Raw genomic sequence first — 26,483 nt, forward strand, 5'->3', positions numbered from 1 at the left:
GTTTTGAATGAAAATCAGGCAGCTTCGGTGCTGGGGGAACTGCTCAGGGCCAGCGCCAGCCACTCGCGGCACCAGGCGGCGCCCTCGGTTTCCGGCAGGGTGCCGGCGCTGGCGTCGTGGCACCAGACTTCACCGATGCGCTGGGCGCCCAGGCCCTGCAGGCGCTCGTCAAACTTCTTGCCGCCGAAACAGAAGGTCTGCAGGTAGGTGCGGTCGCCGAGGGCAATCACGCCGTAACGCACATGGCCCAGAAATTTGGGTTGGGCATCGAGCGAGTCATACAGCTGCCGGGCGTTGTCGGGCACATCCCCCTGGCCGTAGGTAGAAGAGCAGATGAGATATATCGCATCTTCATCAGTAGTGCTGTCGAAAACGCTGATGTCCAGACCGTCCATCAGCTGCACCTCGATATCACTGACGAGATCGGCACAATCCATCTGGATGGCCTGGGCTACATAGTCGGCCGTGCTGGTCATGGTGCCCACGAGAATTTTGAGTTTCATCAGTGATCTCCAAAAAGATGCAATAAACTGCTTGACAAGCGTTTGACGTGAAGTATAGTGCAATATTGATCTAACGCAAACTTTTTTCAAATAATGCAGATGTCCAGGCTCGAAACCCTGTCCGAACAGGCGAACAAGGCGACGCTCGTCGAGCTGGGCGCCCGCGTGCGGGCCTGGCGCGCCCGCCGCGGCATGACGCGCAAGGCGCTGGCGAGCGATTCGGGCCTGAGCGAGCGTTTCCTGGCCGATGTCGAAAGCGGCAAAGGCAATGTCTCGATCAATTCGCTGGAAGCCGCGGCGCGCGCGCTGAACATCTCCATTCTCGAACTGCTGCAGGACGCCCCCCGCCCGGCGCTGGCCCGTGTCCAGGGGCTGCTGGGCCGGCTCGACGACACGCAGCTCGACCAGGCTTACGCGCTGCTCGGCAGCACTTTCGGCCTGACTGATGCGCTCGGCCGCGAGCAGCGCATTGCCCTGATCGGCCTGCGCGGCGCGGGCAAGTCCACGCTGGGCCTGAAGCTGGCCACCGAGCGCGGCGTGCCTTTTGTCGAACTCGACCGCGAGATCGAGCGTGAAGCCGGCACCAGCATGAATGAAATCCTGCTGCTGCACGGGCAGGCCGGATACCGCCGCTATGAGCGTCGTGCGTTGTTCCGCATCGCGGAGGACCATGCCGACGGCGTCGTCATGACCACCGGCGGCAGCATCGTCAGCGAGCGCGAAACCTTTGACCTGCTGCAAAGCCGCTTTTACTGCGTCTGGCTCAAGGCCAGCCCGGAAGAACACATGGCACGCGTGGTGGCGCAGGGCGACATGCGGCCCTTCAATGCCACTCGCGGCGCCACGGACGAAGCCATGGAAGACCTGCGCCGCATCCTGGCCAGCCGCGAAGCTCTGTATGCCCGCGCCGACGCGGTGGTGGACACCGCCGCCCGAACCCTCAAACAAAGCCTGAAAGACCTGGAGCGCGCTGTTCCTGTTCAGGCGCTACCCAAGGAGACCCCATGAACGCGATGACCGAACCGCTGTTGTTCAAGCAGGTGATTGAAGGCCAGGAGCGCGAGCTCGTGAGTTTTGCCACCCACCCCACCAAGTACCAGCACTGGACGCTGAGCGTGGAGGGCGATGTGGCGCGGCTGAAGCTCGACATCAACGAGGACGGCGGCATCAAGCCGGGCTACAAGCTCAAGCTCAACAGCTACGACCTCGGCGTGGACATCGAGCTGCATGATGCGATCAACCGCATCCGTTTCGAGCACCCGGCCGTCAAGGTGGTGGTGTTTGAAAGCGGCAAGGAGAAGATCTGGTGCTCGGGCGCCAACATCTACATGCTGGGCCTGTCCACGCACGGCTGGAAGGTCAACTTCTGCAAATTCACCAACGAGACCCGCAACGGCCTCGAAGATTCCTCGCGCAATGATGGCCTGAAAGCCATCGCTGCGGTGACCGGCGCCTGCGCCGGCGGCGGTTACGAGCTGGCCCTGGCCTGCGACCGCATCGTGATGGTTGACGACCGTTCCAGCACCGTGAGCCTGCCCGAGGTGCCGCTGCTCGGCGTGTTGCCCGGCACCGGTGGCCTGACCCGCGTGACCGACAAGCGCAAGGTGCGCCGCGACCTGGCCGACATCTTCTGCACCACCAGCGAGGGTGTGCGCGCCGACCGCGCGAAAGACTGGAAACTCATCGATGCCTATGCCAAGCCGCAGCAGTTCAGCGCCTTGCTTGCTACTGAAATAGAAGCGCTCCGCGCCCAGTCCACAAGGGCTGCAGCCTCAAAAGGCATTGAACTGACGGCGCTGAAAGTGCTCATCGACGACGCCGGTTACCACTACAGCGTGGTCGATGCCCAGGTGGACCGCGCCACGCGCATCGCCACCATCACGGTGAAGGCCCCGGCCGCCGCGATTGAGTCCACACCTGAAACGATCGAGGCTGCAGGCGCCAACTGGTACCCGCTCAAGCTGCAGCGCGAACTTGACGACGCCATCCTGAATCTGCGTACCAACGAACTCGAAGTCGGCACCTGGGTCATCAAGACCACCGGCGATGCCGGGCAGGTGATTCGTATGGACGAGGTGCTGGCCAGGCTCAAGGACCACTGGCTGGTCAAGGAAACCACGGGCGCGCTGCGCCGCACGCTGGCGCGCATCGATGTGACCAGCCGTTCGCTGATTGCGCTGGTCGATGCCGGTTCCTGTTTTGCCGGGACGTTTTACGAGCTGGCCCTGGCCTGCGACCGCATCTACATGCTGGACCTGCCCGATTCGCCCGACGCCGCGCCCGCCCTGCAACTGAGCCCGGCAAATTTCGGCTGGTTCCCGGCCGTTAATGGCCTGACACGGTTGCAGACGCGGTTTTACGAAGACAGCACCACCATCAGCCAACTGGAAAAACTCGGCGACAGCAAGCTGCGTGCCGATCAGGCCCTGGAGCTCGGCCTGGTGACATTGACGCCTGACGACATCGACTGGGATGACGAGATCCGCATCATGCTGGAAGAGCGCGCCTCCATGTCGCCCGACGCCATGACCGGCATGGAAGCCTCGCTGCGCTTTCCGGGCAAGGAGACCATGGAAACACGCGTGTTCGGCCGCCTCAGCGCCTGGCAGAACTGGATTTTCATCCGTCCGAATGCGGTGGGTGAAGACGGCGCGCTGAAACTTTTCGGTACCGGTAAAAAAGCGAAATTCGACTGGAAGAGGGTGTAACCCCCCGAAGCGCCTGCGGCGCCTCCCCCCAGGGGGCGCCCGCTGCGGCCCGGCAAAGCCGGTTCCGCGCCGGCACTCGGTTTGATTGCACTTCTCGCAAGCACTTTTATTGAAAGATCACCATGAGCACCATTGACCTGCAAGCCCTGATCCCCAACAACGTCAACCTCGGCGAAAACCGCCAGCTGCAGCGTGCGCTCGAGCACTGGCAGCCGGCCTTCATGAGCTGGTGGGACGAAATGGGCCCGAGCGACTTCAACGCCAAAGAGGTCTACCTGCGTACCGCCGTCGGCGTGGACGCGTCCGGCTGGGCCAGCTACGGCTATACCCCCATGCCCGACTACCGCTGGGGCATCTTTCTGGCCGACCAGGAAGAAAACCGCAAGATCGGTTTTGGCGACCACATGGGCGAGGACGTCTGGCAGGAAGTGCCCGGCGAGTACCGCAGCGCCTTCCGCCGCCTGATCGTCACGCAAGGCGACACCGAGCCGGCCTCGGTCGAGCAGCAGCGTCTGCTGGGCCACACCGCGCCCAGCTTGTACGACCTGCGCAACCTGTTCCAGGTCAACGTCGAGGAAGGCCGGCATCTGTGGGCCATGGTCTACCTGCTGCACGCCCACTTCGGCCGCGATGGCCGTGAGGAAGCCGAAGAGCTGCTGACCCGGCACAGTGGCGACGCCGACAAGCCGCGCATCCTGGGCACTTTCAACGAACCCATGGACAACTGGTTGAGCTTCTTCATGTTCACCTATTTCACCGACCGTGACGGCAAGTTCCAGCTCAAGAGTTTTGCCGAAAGCGCCTTCGATCCGCTGGCGCGCACCACGCGTTTCATGCTGACCGAAGAAGCGCATCACATGTTTGTCGGCGAGACCGGCATTGGCCGCGTGATCAAGCGTACGCTGGAAGTCATGAAGGAGCTGGACACCGACAACGTGGACACGCTGCGCAAGGCCGGCGTGATCGATTTGCCGACGATCCAGAAATTCATGAACTTCTGGTTCACGTCGTCGCTGGACCTGTTCGGCTCGGAAGCTTCGTCGAACGCCGCCAACTACTTCAGCAACGGCATCAAGGGCCGGCCGGACGAAGCCAAGTTTGCCGACCACGTCGAACGCGACAGCGAAATGACCATCCAGGTGCCGGACGGCAAGGGCGGTTTGAAGAACGAAACGATCTCGACACGCAACGGCATGAACGAGATCACGCGCCTGGAATACGTGAAGGACTGCAACGTCGGCGTGACGCGCTGGAACATGGCGATCAAGCGCGCCGGCGTGGATTTCGAGCTGAGCCTGCCGAACACGCGTTTTCGCCGCAGCGTCGGTGCCTGGTCGGCCGCCCACACCGATCCGCAGGGCAACCCGATCAGCGCGGCCGAATTTGAAGCCAGAAAAGACGCCTGGCTGCCGACGGACGAAGACAAGACCTTCATCCACAGCCTGATGCACCGTGTGACCGAACCCGGCAAGATGGCCGGCTGGATCGCACCGCCGGACCGCGGCATCAATGCCAACGCAATTGAATACGAGTACGTCAAGCTTTGAATATGGCCCCCACGCTTGCTCACTGCGTGTAGCCGCTGCCCCCCGCGGGGGCCGCTGCGCCTGCGGCCCGGCGAAGCCGGTTCCGCGGCCCCTGCTTGAAGGGGGGGGCGGTCAGCGCTCGGCGATGGCCGCGCCGCGCTCCTTGAGCAGGTCCCGCAGCAGCGATCGGTGGCAGCGCGCCTCGTTCTCGCAGTAACAACCCATGGCGAAATTGGTTTGGTGTGAGAGCGCTGCCAGCAGGTCGAGGTTGCGGCTGGCATCGGGCTCATTCATTTCAGCGCGGTACTTCCTGCCGAAGGCCGCCCAGTCCTTGTCGGATTCGACGGATTGGCCGAGCTTCATGGTCTCCGCGCTCGGGGCGAGGTTGGGGTACCAGACGTCGTACCAGTCCTGCGCGGCGAATTCACTCTTGGGTACGCCGCGTGGTGGCCGTCTGACCGTGCCTATGCGCAAACCTTCACCCGCCTGCCGGGGTGTGCCCAGCCTCACGATGCGTATGCCCATGGGCGTCTCCTGTGTTGACGGTGTGTCAGGGGTGCCATTGTGAAACCTTTTGTGCGGCTCTGACCGGCACCGTCCTTGGCCGGGCCGTCTCTGCAAATAAACGCAATGAGACGCAAAGTAGGGCCATGTTCGAGCTATAATATTTGACTAGTCGGAGTGTGGCGCAGTCTGGTAGCGCACCTGGTTTGGGACCAGGGGGTCCAAGGTTCGAATCCTTGTACTCCGACCAAGAATCCAATGAAAAAGCTCACTCTGTGGGCTTTTTTCATATCTGCCCGTAGCTCAGTTGGATAGAGCATCAGCCTTCTAAGCTGAGGGTCGGGGGTTCGATCCCCTCCGGGCAGACCAATGCTCCACGCATTGCGTCCTCCAACCCTCCCCATTTTTCAGTGTTCTGACCATCGCTGGCGCCGCCTTGCTGCCTTGCGCGGTGTTTTGGCGCGCTCATGCGTTGCGAAATCACGTCGGTTTGCCCGGCCGTCGGGAAATGGAAATAAGCCCAAAGTCATAGAACGGGCAGGCTGGATAGATGGAAATTTGGCCTTTTAGCATAAAAATTATTGATCTGTAAAAAGATCACCAAATTCATCAAAAATTTCCCCACAAAAGTCACATATTGATAAATAAAATTGCAAAAAAGATACAAAAAAAGTCTGCCAAAAGGACGAGGTAGATAGTCCGCCGGCCTGGTGTGCAGCTTTCCCACCTCCGCGACAAGGCGCAGGCCTGGTCAGGCGGGGGCAAGTAGAAGTTGATTCATTAACGAAGGAGTGATCATGAAATCGGAGAATTTTTCGACATTCAAGCGCCGCGCCCTGCATACCGCACTTGTCTCAGCCCTGGTTCTGGGCACGGCGGGGCACGGCATCAACTCGCAGGCTGCGACAGCCTCCAACGATGCCACCGCGACCGTGGTGGCGCCGATCGCCATCGCGGCTGGTTCGACCTTGCGCTTTGGATCGTTTTCGACCAGCGCGGCCGGCCAGACGGTGAGCGTCAACGCGACGAGCGGCGCGCGCACCAACAGCGGCACCTTGCTTGTCACCTCAACGGTTGGCCGGGCCACATTCAACGTCACCGGAGAAGGGACGCTGACTTACGCAATTACCCTGCCGTCCAACGGAACAGTGACCATCACCACGGGTGGGGCGACTGCACCCGAAACCATGGCGGTCAGCAATTTCTCCAGCGACCCGTCCGGCACCGGTGCATTGACTGCCGGTGCGCAGACGCTGGGGGTCGGGGCCACCATCACGACCGTGGCCAGCCAGGTGGCCGGCGCATACACCGGAAGCTTCAACGTTTCGGTGGACTACAACTAAACAGTCCCTGATTGCGGCAGGACGGGCCACCTGGCGAACGTCCTTGCCGAAAGAATGGGATCTGGCCGGCGAGCCGGCGTGGTTTCCGGGCCCCAGGCCCCCCCACACCTGGCCTCGGGTTCCAACGGGGTTGTCGGGAAATACCTGCGATGAAAACGCTCAAGCTCCTGTTCGCGCTGGCCTGCGCGGCCGCCACCGCATCCACGGGTTGGGCGCAGGCGCTGGTGGCCAACCAGCCGCTGGCCTTTGGCAGCTTTGCTCCAGGCGTCAGCAGCGGAACGGTGACCGTCAGCGCTGCCGGCGCGCGCAATTCTGGGGGAGGTGTTTTTCTGGTGCCTTCGGGTTCCGGTTCCGTTGCGTCGTACACCGTGAGCGGCACCAGCAGTGCCACCTATGCGATTACCTTGCCATCGAACGGTGTGGTGGTGTTGACGAGTGGCCCGAACTCCATGGCGGTCAACAACTTCGCGAGCAGTCCGGTGGGTGCCGGCCTGATAGGTGGCGGTGGGACGCAGACATTGACCGTCGGCGCCACGCTCAGCGTCGGAAGCAACCAGGCCACGGGCAGTTACAGCGGCAGTTTCAACGTCACGGCTGAGTACAACTGACAAGCCACGCTTCATGAAATACGAGGTACCTCCGCATGACACGCTTTTTTTTTGATGTCCATCCAGCCACAGCAGGGGACGCGCGGTTGTTGGCGATCCTGAAGGCCCACTGCAAGCTGCGACGCATCGGCTGGCTCGCGGGGGCATGGTTCATTGTGCTGGCCACGCCTCCCGCGCTGGCAGACCTGATGCTGTTCCCCACGCGAGTCGTGTTTGAAAAAAACCAGCGGGCGGCCCAACTGGAGCTGATCAACAACGGACAGGAGAGCACCACGTACCGCGTCCACCTGGTGAACCGGCGCATGAACGAAACCGGTGAATTCACTGCGGCCGAACCTCCCTTGCCCGGGGAGCATTTTGCCGATGCCCTGCTGCGTTATTCGCCGCGGCAGGTGGTGCTGGCCCCGGGCCGGGGCCAGACCATCCGGATCCTGTTGCGCAAGCCGGCAGACCTGCCGGTGGGCGAATACCGCTCACACCTGCAGTTTGATCTGGTGCCTGAGGCTACCGGCGCCAGCAGCATTGACGCCCAGGGGACCAAGCCGGGTCCGGGTGAAGTCGGGGTCCAGCTGAGGGCGCTGGTCGGCGTGTCGATTCCCGTGATCGTGCGGCATGGGGAAACCTCGGCCACCGTCACGCTGACCGGGCTGGAACTGCCCAGGCCCGCAGCCGGCCAGCCTGCCGCGCTCGCCGTGGTGCTGGAGCGCGCCGGCAACCGCTCTGTGTACGGCGACCTGGTGGCGACATTCACGCCGCAGGGAGGTGTGCCGCAGGAGGTCGGAAGAGCCGGCGGCGTGGCGGTGTACACGCCCAATGCCTTGCGTCGCGCGAGGCTGGAACTGCAGCCGCCCGCAGGCGTGGTGCTGGCACGGGGAACCCTTCGCCTGAGCTACCGGGAGCGCGCCGACACTGGCGGCAAGTTGCTGGCTGAAGCTTCCATCGAATTGCCCTGAGCGGGGACAGCGGCTGCGCCCACCCATGACGCAGCGGCTTTCAGCATGAGGGGTCACGCATTTTTTTTCAACCTCGCCAGCGGGGTTTCGATGCGCCGTTGCAGGATCCGGGTGCTGCTCCCGGCGGCACTGGTGTTGGTGCCGGGCCTGGCGCTCGCCAGTGTGTCGATCAGCGCGGCGTCTCTGGAAAGGAGCGAAGCCCGAACCCGCATCGTGCTGGAGTCCCGCACGGAGTTGCGCTTCAGCCTGTACATCCTGCGCCAGGCCGGGCGCGTGGTGCTTGAGCTTGAAGAGGTGGAACTCAATGCGGCGCTCACGGCGCTGGCCGGCCAGATCGCTGCCGATCACCCCTACCTGCAACCCATGCAGGTCAGGCCTTCCTCCTCCGGCACCGGGGCGGTTCTTATCGAGTTCGGACTCAAGGCAGAAGCCGAACCCAACATTTTTTCGATCAAGTCCGAAGGGGGCAGGGGCTACAAACTGGTCCTGGACATCACTCCCTCTGCCGCACCACCAGCACGGGCGCTGCCCCCGGCAGGAGCCCCGCTCTGGCAGCAGCCGATGCTGGAGGCAGCAACGGCCCCGCCGGCGCCGGTCACGGCTGCCGGGCCCGTGCGCCGCGCCGATGAGTTGAACCTCGTGTTGCTGGAGGTGCAGCTCGATGAACATGTCCTGACCGATGCCATCACGACCTACCAGGCGGGCCGCGAGACCTTTCTTCCGCTGGGCGAACTGGCCAGGCTGCTGACGCTGGCCATCCGCACGCAGGCTGACCAGGGCACGGCCGACGGTTACGTGCTGAGCGAGGCACGGGGCTTCAACCTGGATGCGGGGCAGGGCAGGATCACCCTGGCCGATCAGACCCAGCTGTTTGACCGGACGCTGGTCCGTCTGCAGGGCGACGACATCTATGTCGCGGCTTCGCTGTTGTCGCGCTGGTTGCCGATCGATTTCGAGGTGGACGTGAGCAGCCTGACGCTTCGGGTCAAGCCCAGGGAGCGCCTTCCCTTGCAGGAGCGTCTGGAGCGTGAGCGCCGGGCAGGCAAGCTGGGCGCCCGCCCCGGTTACGAAGACCCGGGCTACCCACGGGTGGACATGCCTTACCGCCTGCTGGGCGTGCCGTTCATCGACCAGACTTTCGGGATGGGGCTGCGAAACGGCAATGGCAGCCGGCAGACCAGCGCCAGCTACACCGCCTACCTGACCGGCGACCTGCTGGGAATGGAATCGGCCTTTTTTGTCAGCAGCACCCGACAGGACCCGTCGCCGGACGTGCGCTTCACGCTGGCACGCCACGACCCCGATGCCGGCCTGCTCGGCCCTTTGCGCGCCCGGTCGGTGATGTTCGGCAGCGGTGTGTCCTCCCCCAGCGTGACCCACATCGCCGGCCGCAGTGCAACCGGCAAGGGTTATGGGCTGACGCTCAGCAATCGTCCCATCACCCAGCCGACCAGTTTTGACCGCCATACGCTGCAGGGCGACCTGCCGCCCGGCTGGGATGTGGAGTTGTATTTCAACGAGGCGCTGGTCGGTTTTCAGAGCTCGCGTGCGGACGGCCGCTACAGCTTTGACGACCAGCCGCTGGCTTATGGGACCAATGAATTTCGCCTGGTGTTTCACGGACCACTCGGCCAGCAACGCGTGGAGCGACAGAGCTTTTTGCTGGAGCAGTCGAGTACACCGCTCGGCGCGTTTTACTACAGCCTCGCCCAGCACCAGGACAATGCAGGCCAGTCGCGCTCCGTGGCCCAGTTCGAGTGGGGTCTGAACAAGTACCTGACCGGAACCGGCGGCTTTGTCCGTTTGCCGTCGTCCCTGACCACCGGCAGCACCGCCGCGGCGGCCACTGGCGCCGCCGGTAGCGACGGACAGCTGTACAGCAACCTGGGCCTGCGCGGCTTCTGGAAATCCTTCATTCTCAGCAGCGACCTTTTCCGCTCGCCCAACGGCGGATGGCTCAATGAGTCAGGCCTGAAGACCCGCGTCGGACCTGTCGCATTGAGTTACAGCCACCTGCAGCTCAAGGACTTCTACAGCGAGCTGTTTTTGCCCACCACCGATCCTTTGCGCACGCGCGACAAGTTGCGGCTGGACGGCACCATTGCAGCGGGCTTGTTGCCGCGCTTGCCGGTGACCGTGGAAGTCCAGCGCGAGCAGTTTCAATCCGGCCTGAGCAACATGGCCCTGACTGGCCGTGTGGCCGCCTATGTCAAAGGCACCTCAGTGGCCAATCAGCTGACCTGGCTGAAATCGGGCAGCACGACCACGGCCACCGGTGCCCTGCAACTGAGTTACCGGGTGGGGGTCACCGGTTTGAGTGGCCAACTGGGCTACAGCCTCAAACCCCGGGCAAAACTCGATACCGTGGTGCTTTCGGGCGACAGGCGACTGGGCGAAGGCTATCTGCTCAACCTGGGTCTGGTTCGATCCATCAGTAGCCGGGAGACCCTGTACACGGCAGGCCTGAACAAAAGCCTGGGCAGTTACGGGCTGGGCCTGAGCACCAGCTATTCCAGCACGGGGGTGCTGACCGTGGGCGTGCAACTCTTTATTGCCATGGGCCGGGAGCCGCGCCAGGGGCAGTGGCGTTTTGACGCGTTGCCCAAGGCCGACAGCGGCGCAGCATCGGCGCGTGTTTTTGTGGACGCCAACGGCAATGGCACCATGGACGCTGGCGAAGAGCCGGTTGAAAACGCGGCCATCACTGTCAACGGAAGCCGGGCACCGGTGCGGACGGATGCCACGGGGATTGCCTGGCTGGACCGCTTGCCGACGCGGCAACACGTGGACCTGGCTGTCGACACGCAGACACTGGAGGACCCGTACTGGGCGCCGCAGCGCAAAGGGGTGCGTGTGGTGCCGCGTCCCGGGCATGTGGCTGAAATCGATTTCCCGATCATTTTGACCAGCGAAATTGATGGCACCGTTTACCTGGTCGAGGGCAATACACGTCGCGGCATCGGCGATGTGGTGATCGAATTGCTTGACAGCAACCGGCGCGTCGTCACTACAATCAAAACCAGTTCGGACGGTTACTACATTGTCCCGGCCATCCCCCAGGGCCGCTACCATGTGCAGGTCTCCATGGAGCAACTGGGGAGGTTCGGTCTGGTCGATCCAGGTGTGCGCGAGATCAACATCCTGCCCGACGGAAAATTCATCAACGGCGTGGATTTCCTGCTGCGAAAGATGTCCGCCGGCGCGGTGTCTGGTCTTCCCCGTGAGGAGCATCATGAAAAATAGCGAACGGCGACCAAAAATTCCCCAACCGGCCATGGCCTGCGCGCTCCTGATCGGTGGCCTGGGTCTGATGACCAGCAGCAGCCAGGCGGTGACCGCAGTGGGCACCGCCAGCGCAACCGTGGTGGGGTCGGTAGCGGTCATCATCACCGGCCCCACACCGGCGCCCGTACCCGTACCCGTGTCGACGCCTGTGCCCGCGCCTGCACCAGCGGCTGTGGTGGACGAAACGCCCCCGGCCTTGTCGGGAACCGTCTTCACGGTTGAGAGTTTCACGAGCAGCCTGTCCACCAGCGGCCCTTTGCTGCGTATCGGAGGGGCGCCTCCCGCCGGCACCGGCGGGAGTGGCGTCCCGGGCGGCGGGGCGGCGGAAGCGGGGCCCGGGACGCAGGCCCCCACGGCTGCGCAGGGCAGCGTGGGCGCGGGCGCCGCGCCGGCGGGCGCCAGCACCGCGACCGTCAATGTGACGCGCAAGGCCGATGGCTCCCTGGCCGTCAGCGGTGGCTCAGGGTTGACCTTCGCCGTGTCGCAACCGGTCAACGGCTCGGTCAACATCGAGTACAACTGACTCGACTGCCACTTCGCTTGCTCGCGGTGATGCTGGCTGGAATGGCTTGCCGGTCGCGCCCGAAGCGAAAGCCGCACGCTTACCGCAGCCCGTGGACCTGACGACAGTTGGGTGAAGGCACTCATTGACCTGGAACATGACCGCAAACTTTGGAACTATGATGGCGAAAAGGCTGCCTGCGCCAATTGCTCGCAGATGGACCACTTCTCGAGCACTTCAAGAGAAAAGCCGGAATCATGTTTGAGCGACTGAAAAAGGTCTTTGTGCGAAGCGAGGCTCAGCCGCCGGTGGCGGCAAGGCCCGACGCGGTTTCGGAGTGGGCCGGCACGCACGGCTTCAGTTACGCCAGCCAGGACAAGGGCGCCGGTTTTGTGCTCACTGGCAAGCTGCGTGGCAAGAGCTGGAAGCTGGAGAGCGGGGCGGCATCGCGCGACTACATCGCCGGTGAGGAACTCCGCGCCCGCGCGGCGCTGGATATCAACGAAGATGTAGCGGTGCTCATCATGAACCGGCCACTCAAGGAGTCGCTGGAAAAACGTGCTTATGCTATTTACACCGACACCTTGCAGACCACGGCCGATCCCAGCCTGCCCGAGGAAATGCGCTGGCTTGCGATGTACGAGGAGTTCGGCTGGAGCAGCCTGGTGCCCGAGTTCTGGGAACGTTACACCGTGCTGGCCGACCGGCGCGAAAATGCCCTGGCCTGGCTGGACAGCAACCTCGCCGAACTGCTGCTGCACTGGCCCGAGCCGGGTCCGGATATGCAAACCCCTTTCATCCTCATGCTGCTGCGCGGCAAGGCCTACCTTCGCATGCAGTACAGCCCGCCCAGCATCGCCACACTCCAGCATGCCGCGATCGTTTACACCAGCGCCTGTGAGTCGGCGCTGTCCGGCCTGTCGACGGATATTCCCCTCTGATTCAAGCCAAAAAAGGCCTGAGCCCAATAAATACGGGCGCAGCCAGCTATTGTTTATATAGCTGAGCAGCGCCCGTTTCTTTCTTTCAGCTGCCGCGGGTGATCGGCATCTCGACCTCGCCCGGCATGGCCAGGTGTTTGGCCAGTTCCAGCTTGGCCAGCGAGGCGCGGTGGACTTCATCGGGGCCGTCGGCCAGGCGCAAGGTGCGTTGATGTGCGTAGGCATAGGCGAGCGGGAAGTCGTCAGACACGCCGCCGCCGCCATGCGCCTGGATGGCCCAGTCAATGATCTGGCAGGCCATGTTGGGCGCCACCACCTTGATCATGGCGATTTCGGCCTTGGCGACCTTGTTGCCGACCGTGTCCATCATGTAGGCTGCTTTCAGCGTCAGCAACCTGGCCTGGTCGATCATGCAGCGCGCGTCGGCAATGCGTTCGTGCCAGACCGACTGGCGCGCCACGGGCTTGCCAAAGGCGATACGGGTGTTCAGGCGCTTGCACATCAATTCAAGTGCGCGTTCGGCAATGCCGATGCTGCGCATGCAGTGGTGAATGCGTCCGGGGCCGAGGCGGCCTTGCGCAATTTCAAAGCCACGGCCTTCGCCGAGCAGCAGGTTGCCCACCGGCACGCGTACGTTGGTCAGCCGCACTTCCATGTGGCCGTGCGGTGCGTCGTCGTAGCCGAACACGCTGAGCGGGCGGATCACGGTGATGCCGGGCGCATCGGCCGGCACCAGGATCATGGACTGCTGCTCATGGCGGCCGGCGTCGGGATTGGTCTTGCCCATCACGATGTAAATGGCGCAGCGGGGGTCGCCGGCGCCCGACGACCACCATTTCAGGCCGTTGATCACATAGTCGTCACCGTCGCGCACGATGCTGCACTGGATGTTGGTGGCGTCGGACGAAGCCACTTCGGGCTCTGTCATCAGGAAGGCCGAGCGGATTTCGCCCTTGAGCAGGGGTTCCAGCCAGCGGTCCTTGTTGGCTTCGGAGCCGTAACGCGCAATGGTTTCCATATTGCCGGTGTCGGGCGCCGAGCAGTTGAAGATTTCGGGCGCAAACGGCACACGACCCATGATTTCGCACAGCGGCGCGTATTCGAGGTTGGACAGACCTTCCGGCGCGCGCGGCGAATGCGGGAGGAACAGGTTCCACAGACCGGCGGCACGCGCCTTGGGCTTGAGCTCCTCGATGATGGTTGTCGGGATCCACGGGTTGCCCTTGGCGCGGTTTTCGGCAATTTCGCGGAAGAAACGCGCCTCGTTCGGGTACACATGCAGGTCCATGAAGGCCAGCAGGCGGGCCTGCATCTCTTGTACCTTCGGGGTGAAGTTGAATTCCATGTAGCTATCTCCTGGGTAAAGGTTTCTTTTAGCCGGGCTTGTGGCTCGACTGGCTTTTTTGCGCAAAATCCCATGCCATGCGGGCCAGTGCAGGCGCGCCTTTGGCAGAGGCGACGGCCTGGGCGCTGGCTGCAGTACCCGCTTCGACCCGTTTGGCAATGCCCTGCAAAATGGCGGCAAGCCTGAACAGGTTGTAGGCGAGGTAAAAATTCCAGTCGGCCTTGATCAGCTCGGGGCTGGCAAAGCCGGTGCGTTCGCAGTACAGGCGGATGTACTCAGCTTCCGTGGGAATGCCCAGACTGGCCACGTCCAGGCCGCCAATGCCGCGGAAAGCGCCGGGCGGAATGTGCCACGCCATGCAGTGGTAACTGAAGTCGGCCAGCGGATGGCCCAGGGTGGACAGCTCCCAGTCCAGCACGGCCAGCACACGCGGCTCGGTCGGATGAAACATGAGGTTGTCGAGCCGGAAGTCACCGTGCACGATGGACACCATGGCCTCGTCGCGTGCGCTGGCCGGAATGTTCTCGGGCAGCCATTTCATGAGGGCGTCCATCTCGGGAATGGGCTCGGTGATGGAGGCGGTGTACTGCTTGCTCCAGCGGCCGATCTGGCGCTCGAAATAGTTGCCGGGCTTGCCGTACTCGGCGAGCCCGCGCTCGGCGAACTTCACCTTGTGCAGCGCGGCAATGACGCGGTTCATTTCGCGGTAGATATCACCGCGCTGGGCATTCGTCATGCCCGGCAAGGCCTGGTCCCACAGGACGCGACCTTCGACAAACTCCATCACGTAGAAGGCGCGGCCTATCACGGCCTCGTCTTCACACAGGCAGTACATTTTGGCGACCGGCACGTCCGTGCCCTGCAGCCCGGTCATGACCTTGAACTCCCGCTCGACCGCATGCGCCGAAGGCAGCAGTTTCGCGACCGGCCCCGGTTTGGCGCGCATCACGTACGAACGCTGCGGCGTGATCAGCTTGTAGGTCGGATTCGACTGTCCGCCCTTGAATATTTCGGCACTGAGCGGGCCCTGGAAACCCGGCAGGTGCTTCTCGAGATAGGCACTGAGCGCGTCCATGTCGAAAGCGTGCTGGCCCGAAACCGCGCGGGTGCCCAGGAAATGGTCAAAGTTGCTCATTGCTTCATTTTTCCAGGTCGGCTTCAGAAATGCGCATCAGCGCTTCACGGTTGCGCACCACCAGGCCGCCCGGCTCGATACGTATCGCGTCCTCGCGCTCCATGGCCTTGAGTTCCTGGTTCACACGCTGGCGCGAGGCACCCAGCAGCTGCGCCAGTTCCTCCTGCGCCAGTTGCAGGCCGATGCGCACTTCCCGTCCGTCGCTCAGGCTGCTGACGCCGTAACTGCGCACCAGGTGCAGCAACTGCTTGGCCAGCCGTGCGCGCAGGGGCAGGGTGTTGAGGTCTTCCACCAGACCGTAGAGCTGGCGGATGCGGCGCGCGTGAAGGCGCAGCATGGCTTCGTACAGCTCTACATGCGCAGCCAGGATTTTCCTGAAGTCGGCCTTGGCCACACACAGGATGGTGGTCTCGCCATGGGCGTAGGCGTCGTGCGTGCGCCGGTCGCCGTCGAAGATCGCCACATCGCCAAACCAGATGCCGGGTTCCACATAGGTCAGCGTGATCTGCTTGCCCGAAATGGATGTGGAACTCACCCGCACGGCACCTTTCGCGCAGGCAATCCATTGTTCCGGTGGGTCGCCGCGGGCACAGATCAACTGGCCATCCTTGAAACGTTGGACGAATGCGCATCGAAGTATGTCGTGCCTGAGTGAGGGAGATAGGGATGAAAACCAGCGACCACCGTTGATGGCCTCTCTTTCGTCTATCGTAAGAATGGGATCGTCCATAGCCTGTCTTTTGGGTGACTCACAAAAGAGCTATTGTCACGCCAGCGACGGTGCCACAGACCTCCATCTGTCGCCTCGGTGTCCCGGTCGCGCGCCGACTGCACAGGCACGGCCTGCGCTCGTGCGGCCGGCTCAATCGTAGGCCGGCGGCCGCTTTTCCAGAAAAGCCGCAATGCCTTCCCCGCCATTGGGGTGGTGCAGGTTGCGCACAAAATGCCCGCGTTCGGCGTCCAGCTGCTGGCTCAGGGTGTTGCCCTGTGCGTCATTGATGAGTTCCTTGATGCTGGCCAGCACATTGGGCGCGCGTGTATTGAGCGTATCGGCCAGTTTCAGCGCCTCGTTGAGCGCATCACCGGCGGCAACGCTGCGATTGACCAGGCCCAGGGCGTGGAGCCGCGGTGCGCCTATTCGCTCGCCGCACATCAGAAGCTCCGCAACGAGCGTGCGCGGCAGGGCGCGGCCCAGCGCCCAGCTGCCGCCGCCGTCAGGTGACAGCCCGACGTTGCTGTAGGCCATGACAAACACCGCGTTGTCTGCCGCAACCACGAAGTCGCAGGCCAGTGCGAGTGAAAACCCGGCGCCGGCAGCGGCGCCCTCGACCGCAGCAATCACCGGTTTCGGGAAGGTGCGTATCGAGTCGATCCAGCTGTGCAGGCCGCTGATGCTCTGGACCTGCACCTCCGGCGGCTGTTGTCGGTTGCCCTGCAGTCGATGCAGGTTGCCGCCAGCGCAGAAGTTTGCGCCCTCGCCGGTGATCACCACGCTACGGATGTCGGGGTTGTTCTCGGCCGCGTTGAGCGCTTCCACGCCCGCGGCATAGATTTCCGGGCTCAGCGCATTCTTGAATTCCGGGTTGCTCAGGGTCAGCACCAGGGTGGCGCCGTCGCTGGTGCTTTTAAGTGCGCCTGCCATGTCAGTTTTTCCAGTTCAGCGAAATAGGGAACAAGCAGGAAGCGTGGTCTCGTGCAAACGGGGGCCGTGGATCCGGCTTCGCCGGTCCACAGGCGCCGCCCCTTCGAGGAGGGAAGGCGCTACACGCAGTGAGCGTCCGACGGGGGGGAGTCATGACTCTTCGTGCATCAGACTCAGGCCGATCGCACCGCGGCGACGCAGCCACGGAGAAGGGCGGTAACGCGGATCGCCGTAAACAGTCTGCATGTTGAACAGCACTTCGAGGACGTTGGTGGGGCCGTAACGGTCGCCCATGGCGAGTGGGCCCATCGGATAGCCCAATCCCAGCGTGACGGCGGTTTCCAGGTCTTTGGGGCTGCAGATGCCCTGCTGGCAGATGTCGCTGGCGATGTTGACGATGGCGGCCACCACCCGTTGAGTGACAAAGCCGCCGCTGTCGCGAATCACGCTGACGGCCTTGCCGTCGCGCGCAAACAGCGCGTGCGCGGCGTCACGCATGTCGCTGCGGGTTGCCGGGTTGGTCGCCAGCACGCGGCGCTTGCAGGCTGCGTCGTCGATCAGCATGTCGATGCCCACCGTGCGCGCCGGGTCGAGTCGCTCGACCACAGCCACGGTGGTGATGTCAAAGCCCAGGGGCGCGACCAGCACGAGTGCATTCATCGAAGGTGATGCACCGGTCTCGATGCTGGCGCCTAGGTTCTTGAGCAATTGCAGCAGCTCCGACCTGCGCGCCGACCGAGGTGACACCCAGACCGGCGGCATCTCGGCGACCAAAGGCACAGGCGGCTCTGCAGGGGTTTGCGCGACGCCGTCTGGGTACTGGTAAAAGCCTTCGCCGGTCTTGCGGCCCAGCAGGCCACCGGCCAGACGCTGTGCGGTAATCACGCTTGGCCGGTAGCGCGGTTCCTCGTAGTACTGGTGGTACACCGACTCCATCACAGGGTGGGAGACATCCAGCGCCGTCAGGTCCATCAGTTCAAACGGCCCGAGTTTGAAGCCGGCCTGGTCCTTGAGGATGCGGTCAATGGTGGCGAAATCGGCAATGCCCTCACTGACAATGCGCAGGGCCTCGGTGCCATAGGCCCGACCGGCGTGGTTGACGATGAAGCCCGGCGTATCCAGGGCCTGCACCGGCGTGTGCCCCATCTGCCGGGCGTAGTCCGCCAGCGCGCTGCAGGTTGCGGCGTCCGTCTTGAGTCCGGCAATCACCTCGACCACCTTCATCAGGGGAACAGGGTTGAAAAAATGATAGCCAGCGAATCGCCCCGGGTGCTTGAGTCCGGCGGCAATCGCCGTGATGGACAGCGAGGACGTGTTGCTGACAAGGATGGTTTGCCCGGAAACAACACTTTCCAGTGACAAAAACAGTGACTTCTTCACATCCAGACGTTCTACAACCGCTTCGATCACAAGGTCACAATCGGCCAGATCGTCCAGGGTTTCCGCCCGAAGCAGGCGGGCTTTGTGGGCGCTGGCCAGTGCGCCATCGATGCGGCCCTTGTTCACCAGCTTGTCCCACTGCCCTGCCAGCGCGTCGCGTGCCTTGTCGGCTGCACCCGGCTGGGTATCGAACAGCTTGACTGTGCTGCCCGCCTGAGCCGCGATTTGTGCAATGCCCCGGCCCATGGCGCCTGTGCCAACCAGGCCTACAGTTTGATATAGAGGTTTCATGGAAAAGTATTATCCAGCAGCCCGGACCGCATCCGGCGCCCGGCTGGAGGGGCGCATGCACGCCCTGCGCCGTTTGCGTGCTCCCGTAGCGCCGGTTAGACTTGCGCGTCGGGTTCATCCGCGACGGTTCAGGGGTGCGGGCTGCAGGGGCCAGGCGGCTCGGCTCAGCGCCTGAAGGGCATGGGGCGTTGTCTCTTTTTCGTCCCAGCGACCGCTGTCTGCGCCTCCCGTATGTGCCGGACATGCCAGAATCAGCCAAGTGAATACCTTTATGCACCCACTCAAGCGCCATGCCCTTCTGACCGGGGGCTTGTGGCTGTGTCTGTCGGCGGGTGCTTTGGCGGTCACACTCGGGCCCAGCACCCGCTCAGCCGTGCTGGGTCAGCCGCTCGATCTTTCCATGCAACTCATGCTTGACGCCGGTGAAGACCCGCAGGCCCTGTGTCTTGAAGCCGATGTTTTCTATGTGGACAAGCCGCTCGACAAGGCCAGTGTCCGGATAAGCCCTGAAAAGGCTTCCGGCGCGCAGGACTGGCTGGTCCATGTCCGCTCTGCGATACCCGTCGAAGGACCCGTGGTCACCGTGCATCTGCGTGCCGGGTGCGTACAAAAGACCATGCGTCGCTATGTGGTGCTGGCGGCGGCCAAACCGCGCGCGATGGGCGCCAGTGTGCAAACCGCGCTGGCGGCGGCAGATCAGCAGCCACTGCCTGCGGGCCTGCCTCCGGCACAGTCAGCGTTGGGCGGCGCGACAGAGAGCAACAAGGTCCAGACGCTGGAAGCCGAAGTTCGCCAATTGCGCGCCGACATGATGCGCAACGAGGCGGCGCTGGCCGAAAGCCGGCACCAGCTCGAGCAGGCCGAGAGCGCGCGATTTGGCAAGGTGGTTGTGTATGGCCTGGCAGCACTTTTTTCCATCGCAGTCATGGGGCTGCTCTTTCTGCTGTACCTGCGCTCCACCGCTCGGGCGGAGCGCACCGGTCCGTCCCCGGAACACAGCAATTTCAGCCCGGAATCCGTCTTCTCGACGGGCGTGACGCTGGCAACTGCAAGCCGGTCCGCCAAGCTCGAGGTCAATGAATCCCTGTTCGACGGGCTGAAGCGTGCATCCCGCTCTCCAGAGAGCGAGTCGATCCCGTCGCTGCCGCAGCGCGACCGGCCCCGCTTTTCGGTCAGCGTGCCTTTCGTGCCCCGTACCGTCAAGGTTCCGGAACTGTTCGATCTTCAGCAGCAGGTGGAATTTTTCAGTTCCCTGGGGCAGCAGGACAAGGCCATTGCGCTGCTTCGCAAGCACCTGGTTGACAACGTCAAAACCAGTGCGCTGGTTTATCTGGACCTGCTCGATCTCTACCACCAGGTTGGCAATAGGCAGGACTATGAAGACTTGCGTGACGATGTCAACAAGGTCTTCAACGCCCGGGCCCTGCCTTTTGACCGTTACACAGCCACCAGTGCCGGGGGCGCCGCCTATGCTGCCATTTTGTTGCGGATTCAGGCCGCCTGGCCGACGCGGCAGGTCTTCAAGATCATTGAAGAGGCCCTGTTCAGGGAGCCGGGGGAGGGCGCCGAGGTGCTGGCCCTGGAGGAGTACCGCGAACTGCTGCTGCTGTATGCCGTGGGCCGCGAAATCATCGACCTTGAATCGGGCACGGCAAGCGGTCGCGGCGACACCCAATGGCCCGATCTTGCAATGCAGCCGAGGTCCTCACCGCGACTGGGTCTGGACATCGACCTGACCCAACTGGCTGGCGGTAGCGACAGCAAGCCTGCAGGCAACCGGGCAACGGCCACGACCTCAGCGGCGGGGCGAGGTGCCCGAACGGAAAGTGCGCGTACCGATTCCGCCTCCAGCCTTGCGGAGCTGCTGCATGCGGCACGGCGCAGGGACAGCCAGCGTACCGGAGCTGCAGCCCTGGCCTCACCGCTGTCCATTGCGCCCAACTCCGTGAGGCCGACAGGGCTGGATTCGCTGGTGGACTTTGACGACTACGACACCGGCTACCGCCCCGACGACTTCGACAAGTCCAGCAGATCCTGAAGAGTATTGCTGCTGGCCAGCCAACCGGGCCTGCAGGGCCGGCAGGGCCGGCACGGGGCCGGAGTTTCCTTAGCCTTCACCATCCGTTCCTGGCACCCTCCAACGGACCGCCTGCCGTCTTGCGTTGTGTCAAAATGTAAGCATGCATACTTTTTTATTCACCCCTTGAGACCTTCCCGGTTCCTGCTGGCGGTGATGCTGGGATGCTGGATGACGAGCGGGATGGCCATTTCGCTGGGTCGCAGCCAGGGAGCCGTCTTTGTGGGGAGAGCCCTGGACATCTCCATCCAGGCGGTACTCGACGGCACCGAGAACTCAGCCACCTCCTGCCTGGCCGCCGAGGTGTTTTATGCAGATAGCCGGGTGGAAAGTTCCCGGGTCCGTATTTCCCTGGCGAAGGCCGGCCCCGGCCGGGAAGCCCTGATCCGCGTACGGACCTCCGCTGTGGTGGACGAGCCAGTGGTGACGGTGCTTGTACGTGCCGGCTGCGGCTCACCGATGGAAAGGCGTTATGTCCTGCTGGCCGACCTGGCGCCCCAGCAGGCGAGCGCCGTTGCTGGGAGCCCGCCGGTGTTGTCCCCCGAGCGTGACGCGCTGCTCCCCCTTCCTGTGGGAGCCCCGCCGGTGTCTGCTGTTGTGAAGCCAGGTCCGTCGACCAGCCGTCTCCGGCAGCAAGTCAGGCGCGATGCAGACCCCGCAGCACCGCTTCCGGCAAGGTCAGTAATCCGGGTGCCTGGAAAACCTGCTGCGCGACTCACACTCGAGCCGCTGGATCTCCTGCTGGAATTGCCCCCGCAACTCAAGGCTTCCCGGGAACTGCTGAGCTTGCCAACGGTCAGCATCGAGCAACGCGCCATGGCAGCAGCCATGTGGAAAGCCCTGACCGCGGAACCTGGCGACGTTCTCCGGGATGCTGAAAAGATGAATGCGATGGCGTCGGACCTGCTGCGCCTGAGCGCCGAGACCCGGGTCCACCGGGAGGCACTGGTCGCTCTCAAGGGTCAAATGCAACAGCAGGACGTCGCGAGGGCCTGGGTCTATGCAGGCATTGCCGTGCTGAGCCTGGCTCTCCTCATCGCGGCCTATGTGTTGCGGTGGCGCCGCGCCGCGTTGCGGATGGACGAACCCGATGGACCCTGGTGGCGCAGTAAAAAGCCTGGCGAGGGGAAATGGTTTGCCCGGGACACCGGCGCCTATGCCAATGATCGTGCGGACAGCATTCCGGTGGACAGTGATCTGCTGTACCTGGCACCGCAGGAACGGCAGGAGAGCGCGCCACGCCAAGGCGATGCGCCTTTGCCGCCAGCGCGAAGGGCCACTGCCGGCCCCCTGTCTCCCGTGTCCCGCCGCGACAGGATGGATTTCGCGCTGAGCATGCCCCACACGCCTCGTCCCGTCAAAGCCGAAGAACTCTTCGATGTCCAGCACCAGGCTGAATTTTTCATCTCCATTGGAAAGCCCGAACAGGCCGTGGCCGTGCTGCGCAGTCATGTGTCCGAGGAGGTTCAAACCAGCGCGCTGGTTTATCTGGACCTGTTCAGCCTCTACCACCAGCTCAAGCGCCGCGAGGACTTCGAGGCCTTGCGCGTGGAATTCAACCGGCTGTTCAATGCCGACTTGCCTGCGTTCGAGTCGTACTCGGGCACCGGTCCGGGTCTGGAGGCCTACCAGGCGGCCTTGTCCCGCATCGTCGCGTTATGGCCGACGCCCAAGGTCCTGGAAGTGATCGAAGAGTCCGTGTTCCGCAAGCCGGGGTCTCGTGCGGAAGCCTTTGGCCTGGAAGCCTATCGCGAACTGCTTTTTCTCTACGGTATCGCCAAGGAGATCGTCCATTCCCAGCCTGCTGCGGGGGAGAGCCTGCTGGATTTTGATCTTCCTTCCCTGCCGGACGCCGACCCGACTGGCCTGGCCCAACGGCGCGTGCCGGCGGAGCTTGCCGGTCGTACGGCGATCCAGCCGCTTTCGGCAGCGTCTGGCGGCGAGCGCGAGGCGGCTTTCCCGTCCTTGCGTGCCGACACCGCCCTGGACATCGATCTGGGCACACTGGAGGCCGACAGGCCCCACCTGACAGCAGGATTCCCTGCCGGCCTTGCCCCCCCACTGAAAACGGCTGTTCCGGCGGCCCTGACGGATGCATTTGGCGATTTCAACCTGATCGACTTCGAAGTGTCGGGGTCCTCAGGCTCGCCTGCGGCGGTCAGGCCGGCAAAAATGTAGGACCCGGTGGCGGGCTGGATGAACGTCGGATCAGCGGCGTACCTGCAGCGCCCCGGGGTTCACGATATTGGTGGGCGTGCCCTTGATGAAGTTGACCACGTTGTCAAAGGCAGAGCTGAAATACATTTCGTAGCTTTCCTGCTCCACATAGCCGATATGCGGCGTGCAGATGCAGTTTTCGAGGCGCAGCAAGGCATGGCCCTGCAGGATGGGTTCGGACTCGAACACATCGACGGCCGCCAGTCCCGGGCGCCCGCGGTTCAGGCTGGCGATCAGAGCTTCGGGTTCGATCAGCTCGGCGCGTGAAGTGTTGACCAGCACCGACGAGGTTTTCATCTGCGCCAGGTCTTCCAGTGTCACCGCGCCGCGTGTGTCGTCCTGCAGCCGCAGGTGCAGGCTGAGCACATCACTGTCCCGAAAAAACTCACCTTTGGAAAGGGCCACCTCATAACCGTCGGCCTGGGCGCGCGCCCGCGAAGCCTGGCTGCCCCAGACCAGGACGCGCATGCCGAAAGCGCGGCCATATCCGGCAACAATCTGGCCGATCTTGCCGTAGCTCCAGATGCCCAGGGTCTTGCCCTTGAGTACCGAGCCAATGCCGAAGTTGGCCGGCATCGAGGCATTTTTCAGGCCGGCCTGCTGCCACGCGCCATGTTTGAGGTGCGAGACATAGTGCGGAATCCGGCGCATCGCGGCCATGATCAGGGCCCAGGTGAGTTCTGCCGGCGCGGTCGGGGAGCCGATGCCCTCGGCCACGACAATGCCGCGTTCGGTGCAGGCGCCGACGTCGACATGGCTGCCGACCCGGCCGGTCTGGGCAATCATCTTGAGTTTGGGGAGTTTCTCGATCAGCTGGCGCGGCAAATGCGTCCGTTCGCGGATCAGCACGATCACATCGGCATCCTTGAGTCGTACCGAGAGCTGGCCTATGCCCTTGACGGTGTTGGTGTAGACCTTGGCCTGGTAGGCGTCGAGTTTTGCGGCACAGGCGAGTTTGCGCACCGCATCCTGGTAGTCGTCAAGGATCACAATATTCATGCCGATATTGTGCCTGCAAGTTTCCCCCTCCGAGACGCTGCGCGCACAGGAACGGCAAGCCGTCCGAAAGGAAAGCAGCGTCCCTCGCGCTTGCTGGCCGCCGCGCGGCAGCAAGCGCCGCAAGGGTTCTTGCCTGCCTGTCCAGGACGGAACCAAGGACGGCAGGCCCACCGCCCGACGGTCGTGTTTTTTCAGGCCACCTGGACCGCGGTCTCTCGTTGGGCCATGCGATCGAGCTCGGCGCAGACATCGGCCATACGGCCCGAAATGACCATGCGCCCGGCGCAGGAGGGGCTCACGCCGGCCTCGAATTCGCGGACGATTTTCAGTCGGCGCGGCGACGTGGCCTTGACCACGGTTTGACACGGCTTGTGGCCTGTCATCGACGCCGGGCGGGCACCGGCGGCAGTGTTTTTGAGGGCCGCTGGCAACTCGCCCGTCGCCTGGCGGCGTGACACCGTGACAAATCCGGGCAAGGGGGGCGCTGGCCGGGCCGGCCGCAGCAAGGCGGCAAGCGCCTGTAGTGGTGAGCGCAGCAAGGACAGAAGGGGTGAGAGAGCGGGTGAACGTGAAAGAACGGCGATTCCCATGAGAACTCCAGAAGTAGAGGTAAACACAGGCAGGATTGAAAACTGAACAACCGCCGCACCAGGGTGTTGGTCCACGCGACCAAACGCCCGCCACCTGTTGCACGGAAAAAATGGGGCGCAGTCCCTGCATGGGTACTGCCCGGACCACGGCTACATCAGCATGGTGTTGCGTATGAGGCCCACAGCCAGCCCCTCGATTTCAAAGGCATCGCCAGGCTCGACCACGATGGTTTTGAAGTCGGGGTTTTCGGGAAGCAACTCGATCAGGTTCTTGTTGCGGCGAAAGCGCTTGACGGTGACGTCATCACCCAGGCGGGCCACCACGATCTGCCCGTTTTTGGCCTCCTTGGTCTGTTGCACGGCCAGCAGGTCGCCGTCCATGATGCCGGCATCGCGCATGCTCATGCCGCGCACCTTGAGCAGGTAGTCGGGCTGGCGCTGGAACAGGCTGCTTTCGAAATAGTAGGTGTGGTCCACATGCTCCTGCGCGAGAATGGGGCTGCCAGCAGCAACCCGCCCTACCAGGGGCAGGGCGAGTTGGGCCAGGCTTTGCAACGGCAGGGAAAACTGTTTGATGCGGGATTCGTTGATGGAGCGCAGGGTGTCGCTGCGCAGGCGGATGCCGCGCGAGGTGCCGCTGACCAGCTCGATCACGCCTTTGCGGGCGAGCGCCTGCAGGTGTTCTTCGGCGGCGTTGGCGGACTTGAACCCGAGTTCATTGGCAATTTCGGCCCGGGTGGGCGGGGCGCCGGTGCGGGCGATCGCGCTTTGAATCAGTTCAAGTATCTGCTGCTGGCGCGCAGTCAGTTTGGGCATTTCAGAAAAATCGTTGAAGCTGCTCATCACGGGGCTCCTTGTCAAACAGGGGGTTCCATCGTCCAGAATGGAGTGGGAAACCGGGGCAAGCTGTTTTAATATCCAGTAGCTGTATTTTCATCCAGTTTTTTAAAGAATGCAAGTCTCAACGCTTATGAACCGAAAAATCGTGATTCTGGGTACCGGCGGCACGATTGCCGGCACCGCCGCCAGCTCCTCGGACCATACCGGCTACACCGCCGCGCAGGTGGGTATTGCCCAACTGGTAGGTGCCGTGCCAGCCCTGGCCGGGGGCCCTTGCGATCTGGTGACCGAGCAGGTGGCGCAGATCGACAGCAAGGACATGAGTTTTTCCGTCTGGGCCCGGCTTGCCGAGCGGGTCAGCCACTTTCTGGCGCAGCCCGAGGTGCAGGGCATCGTCGTGACCCACGGCACCGACACACTGGAAGAAACCGCCTGGTTGCTGCATGCCTTGCTCGTTCCCGCCAAGCCGGTGGTGCTGACCTGTGCGATGCGACCGGCCACAGCGCTGGCGCCCGACGGCCCGCAGAACCTGCTGGACGCGGTGGCTGTCGCCGCGCATCCCGGCGCACGCGGCGTGCTGGCGGTGTGCGCGGGCGTCATTCACGGCGCGCCAGACGTGCAGAAGGTGCACACCTACCGCCTCGACGCCTTCAGCTCCGGCGATGCCGGGCCGGTCGGTTATGTTGAGGAAGGGCGCCTGCGTTTAATGAGAAACTGGCCAGAAGCCCCCGTCCATAAAGCGCTAGCAGCTATCAAAAAGATAGTGACACAGCAGGACGGCTCCGGCTGGCCGCGTGTCGATATCGTGATGAATTACGCCGGCGCCGGCGCCAGCGTGGTGCAGGCGCTGGTGGCCAGTGGGGTGCAGGGTCTGGTGGTGGCGGCGACGGGCAATGGCACGCTGCACCAGGATCTCGAGGCGGCCTTGCTGCAGGCGCAGGCGGCCGGCGTGCGCGTGGTGCGTGCCACACGCTGCCTGGAGGGCAGGGTGCTCCCTAGGGCCGGCGACCTGCTGGCCGATTCGCAGGGCCTGAGCCCGGTCAAGGCGCGGGTGGCGCTGATGCTTGAATTGATGGCCAACGGCAGTTGACGCG

22 protein-coding genes and 2 tRNA genes are annotated in these 26,483 nt (G+C 63.4%); 14 read left to right on the forward strand and 10 right to left on the reverse strand.

Annotated elements, in window-relative coordinates:
• Positions 1 to 14 precede the first annotated feature (14 nt).
• Positions 15 to 503: a flavodoxin domain-containing protein gene (locus PSV26_RS17535; protein WP_300572477.1), complete on the reverse strand. Its 489-nt coding sequence runs from the start codon at positions 501 to 503 to the stop codon at positions 15 to 17.
• Between the two features lie 99 nt (positions 504 to 602).
• Here PSV26_RS17535 and PSV26_RS17540 point away from each other — a divergent pair, with 99 nt between their 5' ends.
• The 3 genes from PSV26_RS17540 (at position 603) to boxB (ending at position 4,758) form a co-directional block, all read left to right on the forward strand.
• Positions 603 to 1,511: a helix-turn-helix transcriptional regulator gene (locus PSV26_RS17540; RefSeq protein ID WP_300520614.1), complete on the forward strand. Its 909-nt coding sequence runs from the start codon at positions 603 to 605 to the stop codon at positions 1,509 to 1,511.
• Positions 1,508 to 3,211 (forward strand): 2,3-epoxybenzoyl-CoA dihydrolase, encoded by a 1,704-nt coding sequence (gene boxC / locus PSV26_RS17545; protein ID WP_300572479.1) that lies wholly within the window; start codon positions 1,508 to 1,510, stop codon positions 3,209 to 3,211. Before PSV26_RS17540 ends, boxC begins: the two co-directional genes overlap by 4 nt.
• 122 nt (positions 3,212 to 3,333) lie before the next feature.
• Positions 3,334 to 4,758, forward strand: coding sequence for a benzoyl-CoA 2,3-epoxidase subunit BoxB (gene boxB / locus PSV26_RS17550; protein WP_300520617.1), 1,425 nt, complete (start codon positions 3,334 to 3,336; stop codon positions 4,756 to 4,758).
• Positions 4,759 to 4,869: 111 nt separating this feature from the next.
• Here the strand turns inward: boxB and PSV26_RS17555 are convergent, their stop codons facing one another.
• Positions 4,870 to 5,262, reverse strand: a complete 393-nt coding sequence (locus PSV26_RS17555; RefSeq protein ID WP_300520619.1) for a DUF488 domain-containing protein — start codon at positions 5,260 to 5,262, stop codon at positions 4,870 to 4,872.
• Between the two features lie 152 nt (positions 5,263 to 5,414).
• Here PSV26_RS17555 and PSV26_RS17560 point away from each other — a divergent pair.
• The 8 genes from PSV26_RS17560 to PSV26_RS17595 all read left to right on the forward strand — a co-directional run bounded on the left by PSV26_RS17560 (position 5,415) and on the right by PSV26_RS17595 (position 12,873).
• Positions 5,415 to 5,491, forward strand: a tRNA-Pro gene (locus tag PSV26_RS17560).
• Between the two features lie 42 nt (positions 5,492 to 5,533).
• Positions 5,534 to 5,610, forward strand: a tRNA-Arg gene (locus PSV26_RS17565).
• A 428-nt stretch (positions 5,611 to 6,038) separates the two neighbouring features.
• Entirely contained in the window at positions 6,039 to 6,584 is a 546-nt protein-coding gene (locus PSV26_RS17570; protein WP_300520620.1) for a DUF4402 domain-containing protein, read from the forward strand.
• A 149-nt stretch (positions 6,585 to 6,733) separates the two neighbouring features.
• Positions 6,734 to 7,192: a DUF4402 domain-containing protein gene (locus PSV26_RS17575; RefSeq protein ID WP_300572481.1), complete on the forward strand. Its 459-nt coding sequence runs from the start codon at positions 6,734 to 6,736 to the stop codon at positions 7,190 to 7,192.
• A 35-nt stretch (positions 7,193 to 7,227) separates the two neighbouring features.
• Positions 7,228 to 8,145 (forward strand): molecular chaperone, encoded by a 918-nt coding sequence (locus PSV26_RS17580; RefSeq protein WP_300572483.1) that lies wholly within the window; start codon positions 7,228 to 7,230, stop codon positions 8,143 to 8,145.
• A gap of 45 nt (positions 8,146 to 8,190) precedes the next feature.
• Positions 8,191 to 11,388, forward strand: coding sequence for a collagen binding domain-containing protein (locus tag PSV26_RS17585; protein WP_300572485.1), 3,198 nt, complete (start codon positions 8,191 to 8,193; stop codon positions 11,386 to 11,388).
• Positions 11,378 to 11,953 carry a hypothetical protein gene (locus PSV26_RS17590; RefSeq protein ID WP_300572486.1) on the forward strand — a complete coding sequence of 192 codons (576 nt, stop codon included), beginning with the start codon at positions 11,378 to 11,380 and terminating at the stop codon, positions 11,951 to 11,953. Before PSV26_RS17585 ends, PSV26_RS17590 begins: the two co-directional genes overlap by 11 nt.
• Positions 11,954 to 12,189: 236 nt before the next feature.
• Positions 12,190 to 12,873 (forward strand): hypothetical protein, encoded by a 684-nt coding sequence (locus PSV26_RS17595; protein WP_300520628.1) that lies wholly within the window; start codon positions 12,190 to 12,192, stop codon positions 12,871 to 12,873.
• 85 nt (positions 12,874 to 12,958) lie between these two features.
• On the opposite strand, the gene PSV26_RS17600 is transcribed toward PSV26_RS17595, so the two are convergent.
• From PSV26_RS17600 to PSV26_RS17620, 5 genes are all read right to left on the reverse strand, one after another.
• Complete coding sequence (locus PSV26_RS17600) at positions 12,959 to 14,218, reverse strand: acyl-CoA dehydrogenase family protein (protein WP_300520630.1); 1,260 nt, start codon at positions 14,216 to 14,218, stop codon at positions 12,959 to 12,961.
• A gap of 28 nt (positions 14,219 to 14,246) precedes the next feature.
• Complete coding sequence (locus tag PSV26_RS17605; protein ID WP_300520631.1) at positions 14,247 to 15,353, reverse strand: phosphotransferase; 1,107 nt, start codon at positions 15,351 to 15,353, stop codon at positions 14,247 to 14,249.
• A 4-nt stretch (positions 15,354 to 15,357) separates the two neighbouring features.
• Complete coding sequence (locus PSV26_RS17610) at positions 15,358 to 16,083, reverse strand: Crp/Fnr family transcriptional regulator (RefSeq protein ID WP_300520633.1); 726 nt, start codon at positions 16,081 to 16,083, stop codon at positions 15,358 to 15,360.
• Between the two features lie 132 nt (positions 16,084 to 16,215).
• A complete protein-coding gene (locus PSV26_RS17615) occupies positions 16,216 to 16,995 on the reverse strand; it encodes an oxepin-CoA hydrolase, alternative type (protein ID WP_300572489.1) in 780 nt (259 codons plus the stop codon).
• 150 nt (positions 16,996 to 17,145) lie between these two features.
• A complete protein-coding gene (locus PSV26_RS17620; protein ID WP_300572492.1) occupies positions 17,146 to 18,666 on the reverse strand; it encodes a 3-hydroxyacyl-CoA dehydrogenase in 1,521 nt (506 codons plus the stop codon).
• Between the two features lie 271 nt (positions 18,667 to 18,937).
• On the opposite strand from PSV26_RS17620, the gene PSV26_RS17625 reads away from it, so the two are divergent.
• A complete protein-coding gene (locus PSV26_RS17625; RefSeq protein WP_300572495.1) occupies positions 18,938 to 20,704 on the forward strand; it encodes a hypothetical protein in 1,767 nt (588 codons plus the stop codon).
• Positions 20,705 to 20,869: 165 nt separating this feature from the next.
• Positions 20,870 to 22,921, forward strand: a complete 2,052-nt coding sequence (locus tag PSV26_RS17630; protein WP_300572498.1) for a hypothetical protein — start codon at positions 20,870 to 20,872, stop codon at positions 22,919 to 22,921.
• A 30-nt stretch (positions 22,922 to 22,951) separates the two neighbouring features.
• Here PSV26_RS17630 and PSV26_RS17635 read toward each other — a convergent pair whose 3' ends face one another.
• The 3 genes from PSV26_RS17635 to lexA all read right to left on the reverse strand — a co-directional run bounded on the left by PSV26_RS17635 (position 22,952) and on the right by lexA (position 25,392).
• The gene (locus tag PSV26_RS17635) at positions 22,952 to 23,959 is read right to left on the reverse strand and encodes a D-2-hydroxyacid dehydrogenase family protein (RefSeq protein ID WP_300572501.1); all 1,008 of its coding nucleotides are present in this window, start codon (positions 23,957 to 23,959) and stop codon (positions 22,952 to 22,954) included.
• A gap of 191 nt (positions 23,960 to 24,150) precedes the next feature.
• Positions 24,151 to 24,549, reverse strand: coding sequence for a hypothetical protein (locus PSV26_RS17640; RefSeq protein ID WP_300572504.1), 399 nt, complete (start codon positions 24,547 to 24,549; stop codon positions 24,151 to 24,153).
• A 150-nt stretch (positions 24,550 to 24,699) separates the two neighbouring features.
• Complete coding sequence (gene lexA, locus PSV26_RS17645) at positions 24,700 to 25,392, reverse strand: transcriptional repressor LexA (RefSeq protein ID WP_176491238.1); 693 nt, start codon at positions 25,390 to 25,392, stop codon at positions 24,700 to 24,702.
• A 127-nt stretch (positions 25,393 to 25,519) separates the two neighbouring features.
• Between lexA and PSV26_RS17650 the strand changes: the two genes are divergently transcribed.
• Positions 25,520 to 26,479, forward strand: a complete 960-nt coding sequence (locus PSV26_RS17650) for an asparaginase (protein WP_300572506.1) — start codon at positions 25,520 to 25,522, stop codon at positions 26,477 to 26,479.
• Positions 26,480 to 26,483 lie beyond the last annotated feature (4 nt).

Origin of the sequence: Polaromonas sp. (assembly GCF_029945685.1) — a bacterium.
Lineage (GTDB): Bacteria > Pseudomonadota > Gammaproteobacteria > Burkholderiales > Burkholderiaceae_C > Polaromonas.

Bases quoted from the DNA above. Each gene is read 5' to 3' on its own strand.
- PSV26_RS17640 (WP_300572504.1), bottom strand. From the start codon at position 24,549: ATGGGAATCGCCGTTCTTTCACGTTCACCCGCTCTCTCACCCCTTCTG.
- PSV26_RS17555 (WP_300520619.1), bottom strand. From the start codon at position 5,262: ATGGGCATACGCATCGTGAGGCTGGGCACACCCCGGCAGGCGGGTGAA.
- PSV26_RS17540 (WP_300520614.1), top strand. From the start codon at position 603: ATGTCCAGGCTCGAAACCCTGTCCGAACAGGCGAACAAGGCGACGCTC.
- PSV26_RS17650 (WP_300572506.1), top strand. From the start codon at position 25,520: ATGAACCGAAAAATCGTGATTCTGGGTACCGGCGGCACGATTGCCGGC.
- PSV26_RS17600 (WP_300520630.1), bottom strand. From the start codon at position 14,218: ATGGAATTCAACTTCACCCCGAAGGTACAAGAGATGCAGGCCCGCCTG.
- PSV26_RS17570 (WP_300520620.1), top strand. From the start codon at position 6,039: ATGAAATCGGAGAATTTTTCGACATTCAAGCGCCGCGCCCTGCATACC.
- PSV26_RS17575 (WP_300572481.1), top strand. From the start codon at position 6,734: ATGAAAACGCTCAAGCTCCTGTTCGCGCTGGCCTGCGCGGCCGCCACC.
- PSV26_RS17615 (WP_300572489.1), bottom strand. From the start codon at position 16,995: ATGGCAGGCGCACTTAAAAGCACCAGCGACGGCGCCACCCTGGTGCTG.
- PSV26_RS17620 (WP_300572492.1), bottom strand. From the start codon at position 18,666: ATGAAACCTCTATATCAAACTGTAGGCCTGGTTGGCACAGGCGCCATG.
- PSV26_RS17585 (WP_300572485.1), top strand. From the start codon at position 8,191: ATGAGGGGTCACGCATTTTTTTTCAACCTCGCCAGCGGGGTTTCGATG.
- PSV26_RS17595 (WP_300520628.1), top strand. From the start codon at position 12,190: ATGTTTGAGCGACTGAAAAAGGTCTTTGTGCGAAGCGAGGCTCAGCCG.
- PSV26_RS17610 (WP_300520633.1), bottom strand. From the start codon at position 16,083: ATGGACGATCCCATTCTTACGATAGACGAAAGAGAGGCCATCAACGGT.
- boxB (WP_300520617.1), top strand. From the start codon at position 3,334: ATGAGCACCATTGACCTGCAAGCCCTGATCCCCAACAACGTCAACCTC.
- boxC (WP_300572479.1), top strand. From the start codon at position 1,508: ATGAACGCGATGACCGAACCGCTGTTGTTCAAGCAGGTGATTGAAGGC.
- PSV26_RS17625 (WP_300572495.1), top strand. From the start codon at position 18,938: ATGCACCCACTCAAGCGCCATGCCCTTCTGACCGGGGGCTTGTGGCTG.
- PSV26_RS17590 (WP_300572486.1), top strand. From the start codon at position 11,378: ATGAAAAATAGCGAACGGCGACCAAAAATTCCCCAACCGGCCATGGCC.
- PSV26_RS17635 (WP_300572501.1), bottom strand. From the start codon at position 23,959: ATGAATATTGTGATCCTTGACGACTACCAGGATGCGGTGCGCAAACTC.
- PSV26_RS17605 (WP_300520631.1), bottom strand. From the start codon at position 15,353: ATGAGCAACTTTGACCATTTCCTGGGCACCCGCGCGGTTTCGGGCCAG.
- lexA (WP_176491238.1), bottom strand. From the start codon at position 25,392: ATGAGCAGCTTCAACGATTTTTCTGAAATGCCCAAACTGACTGCGCGC.
- PSV26_RS17580 (WP_300572483.1), top strand. From the start codon at position 7,228: ATGACACGCTTTTTTTTTGATGTCCATCCAGCCACAGCAGGGGACGCG.
- PSV26_RS17535 (WP_300572477.1), bottom strand. From the start codon at position 503: ATGAAACTCAAAATTCTCGTGGGCACCATGACCAGCACGGCCGACTAT.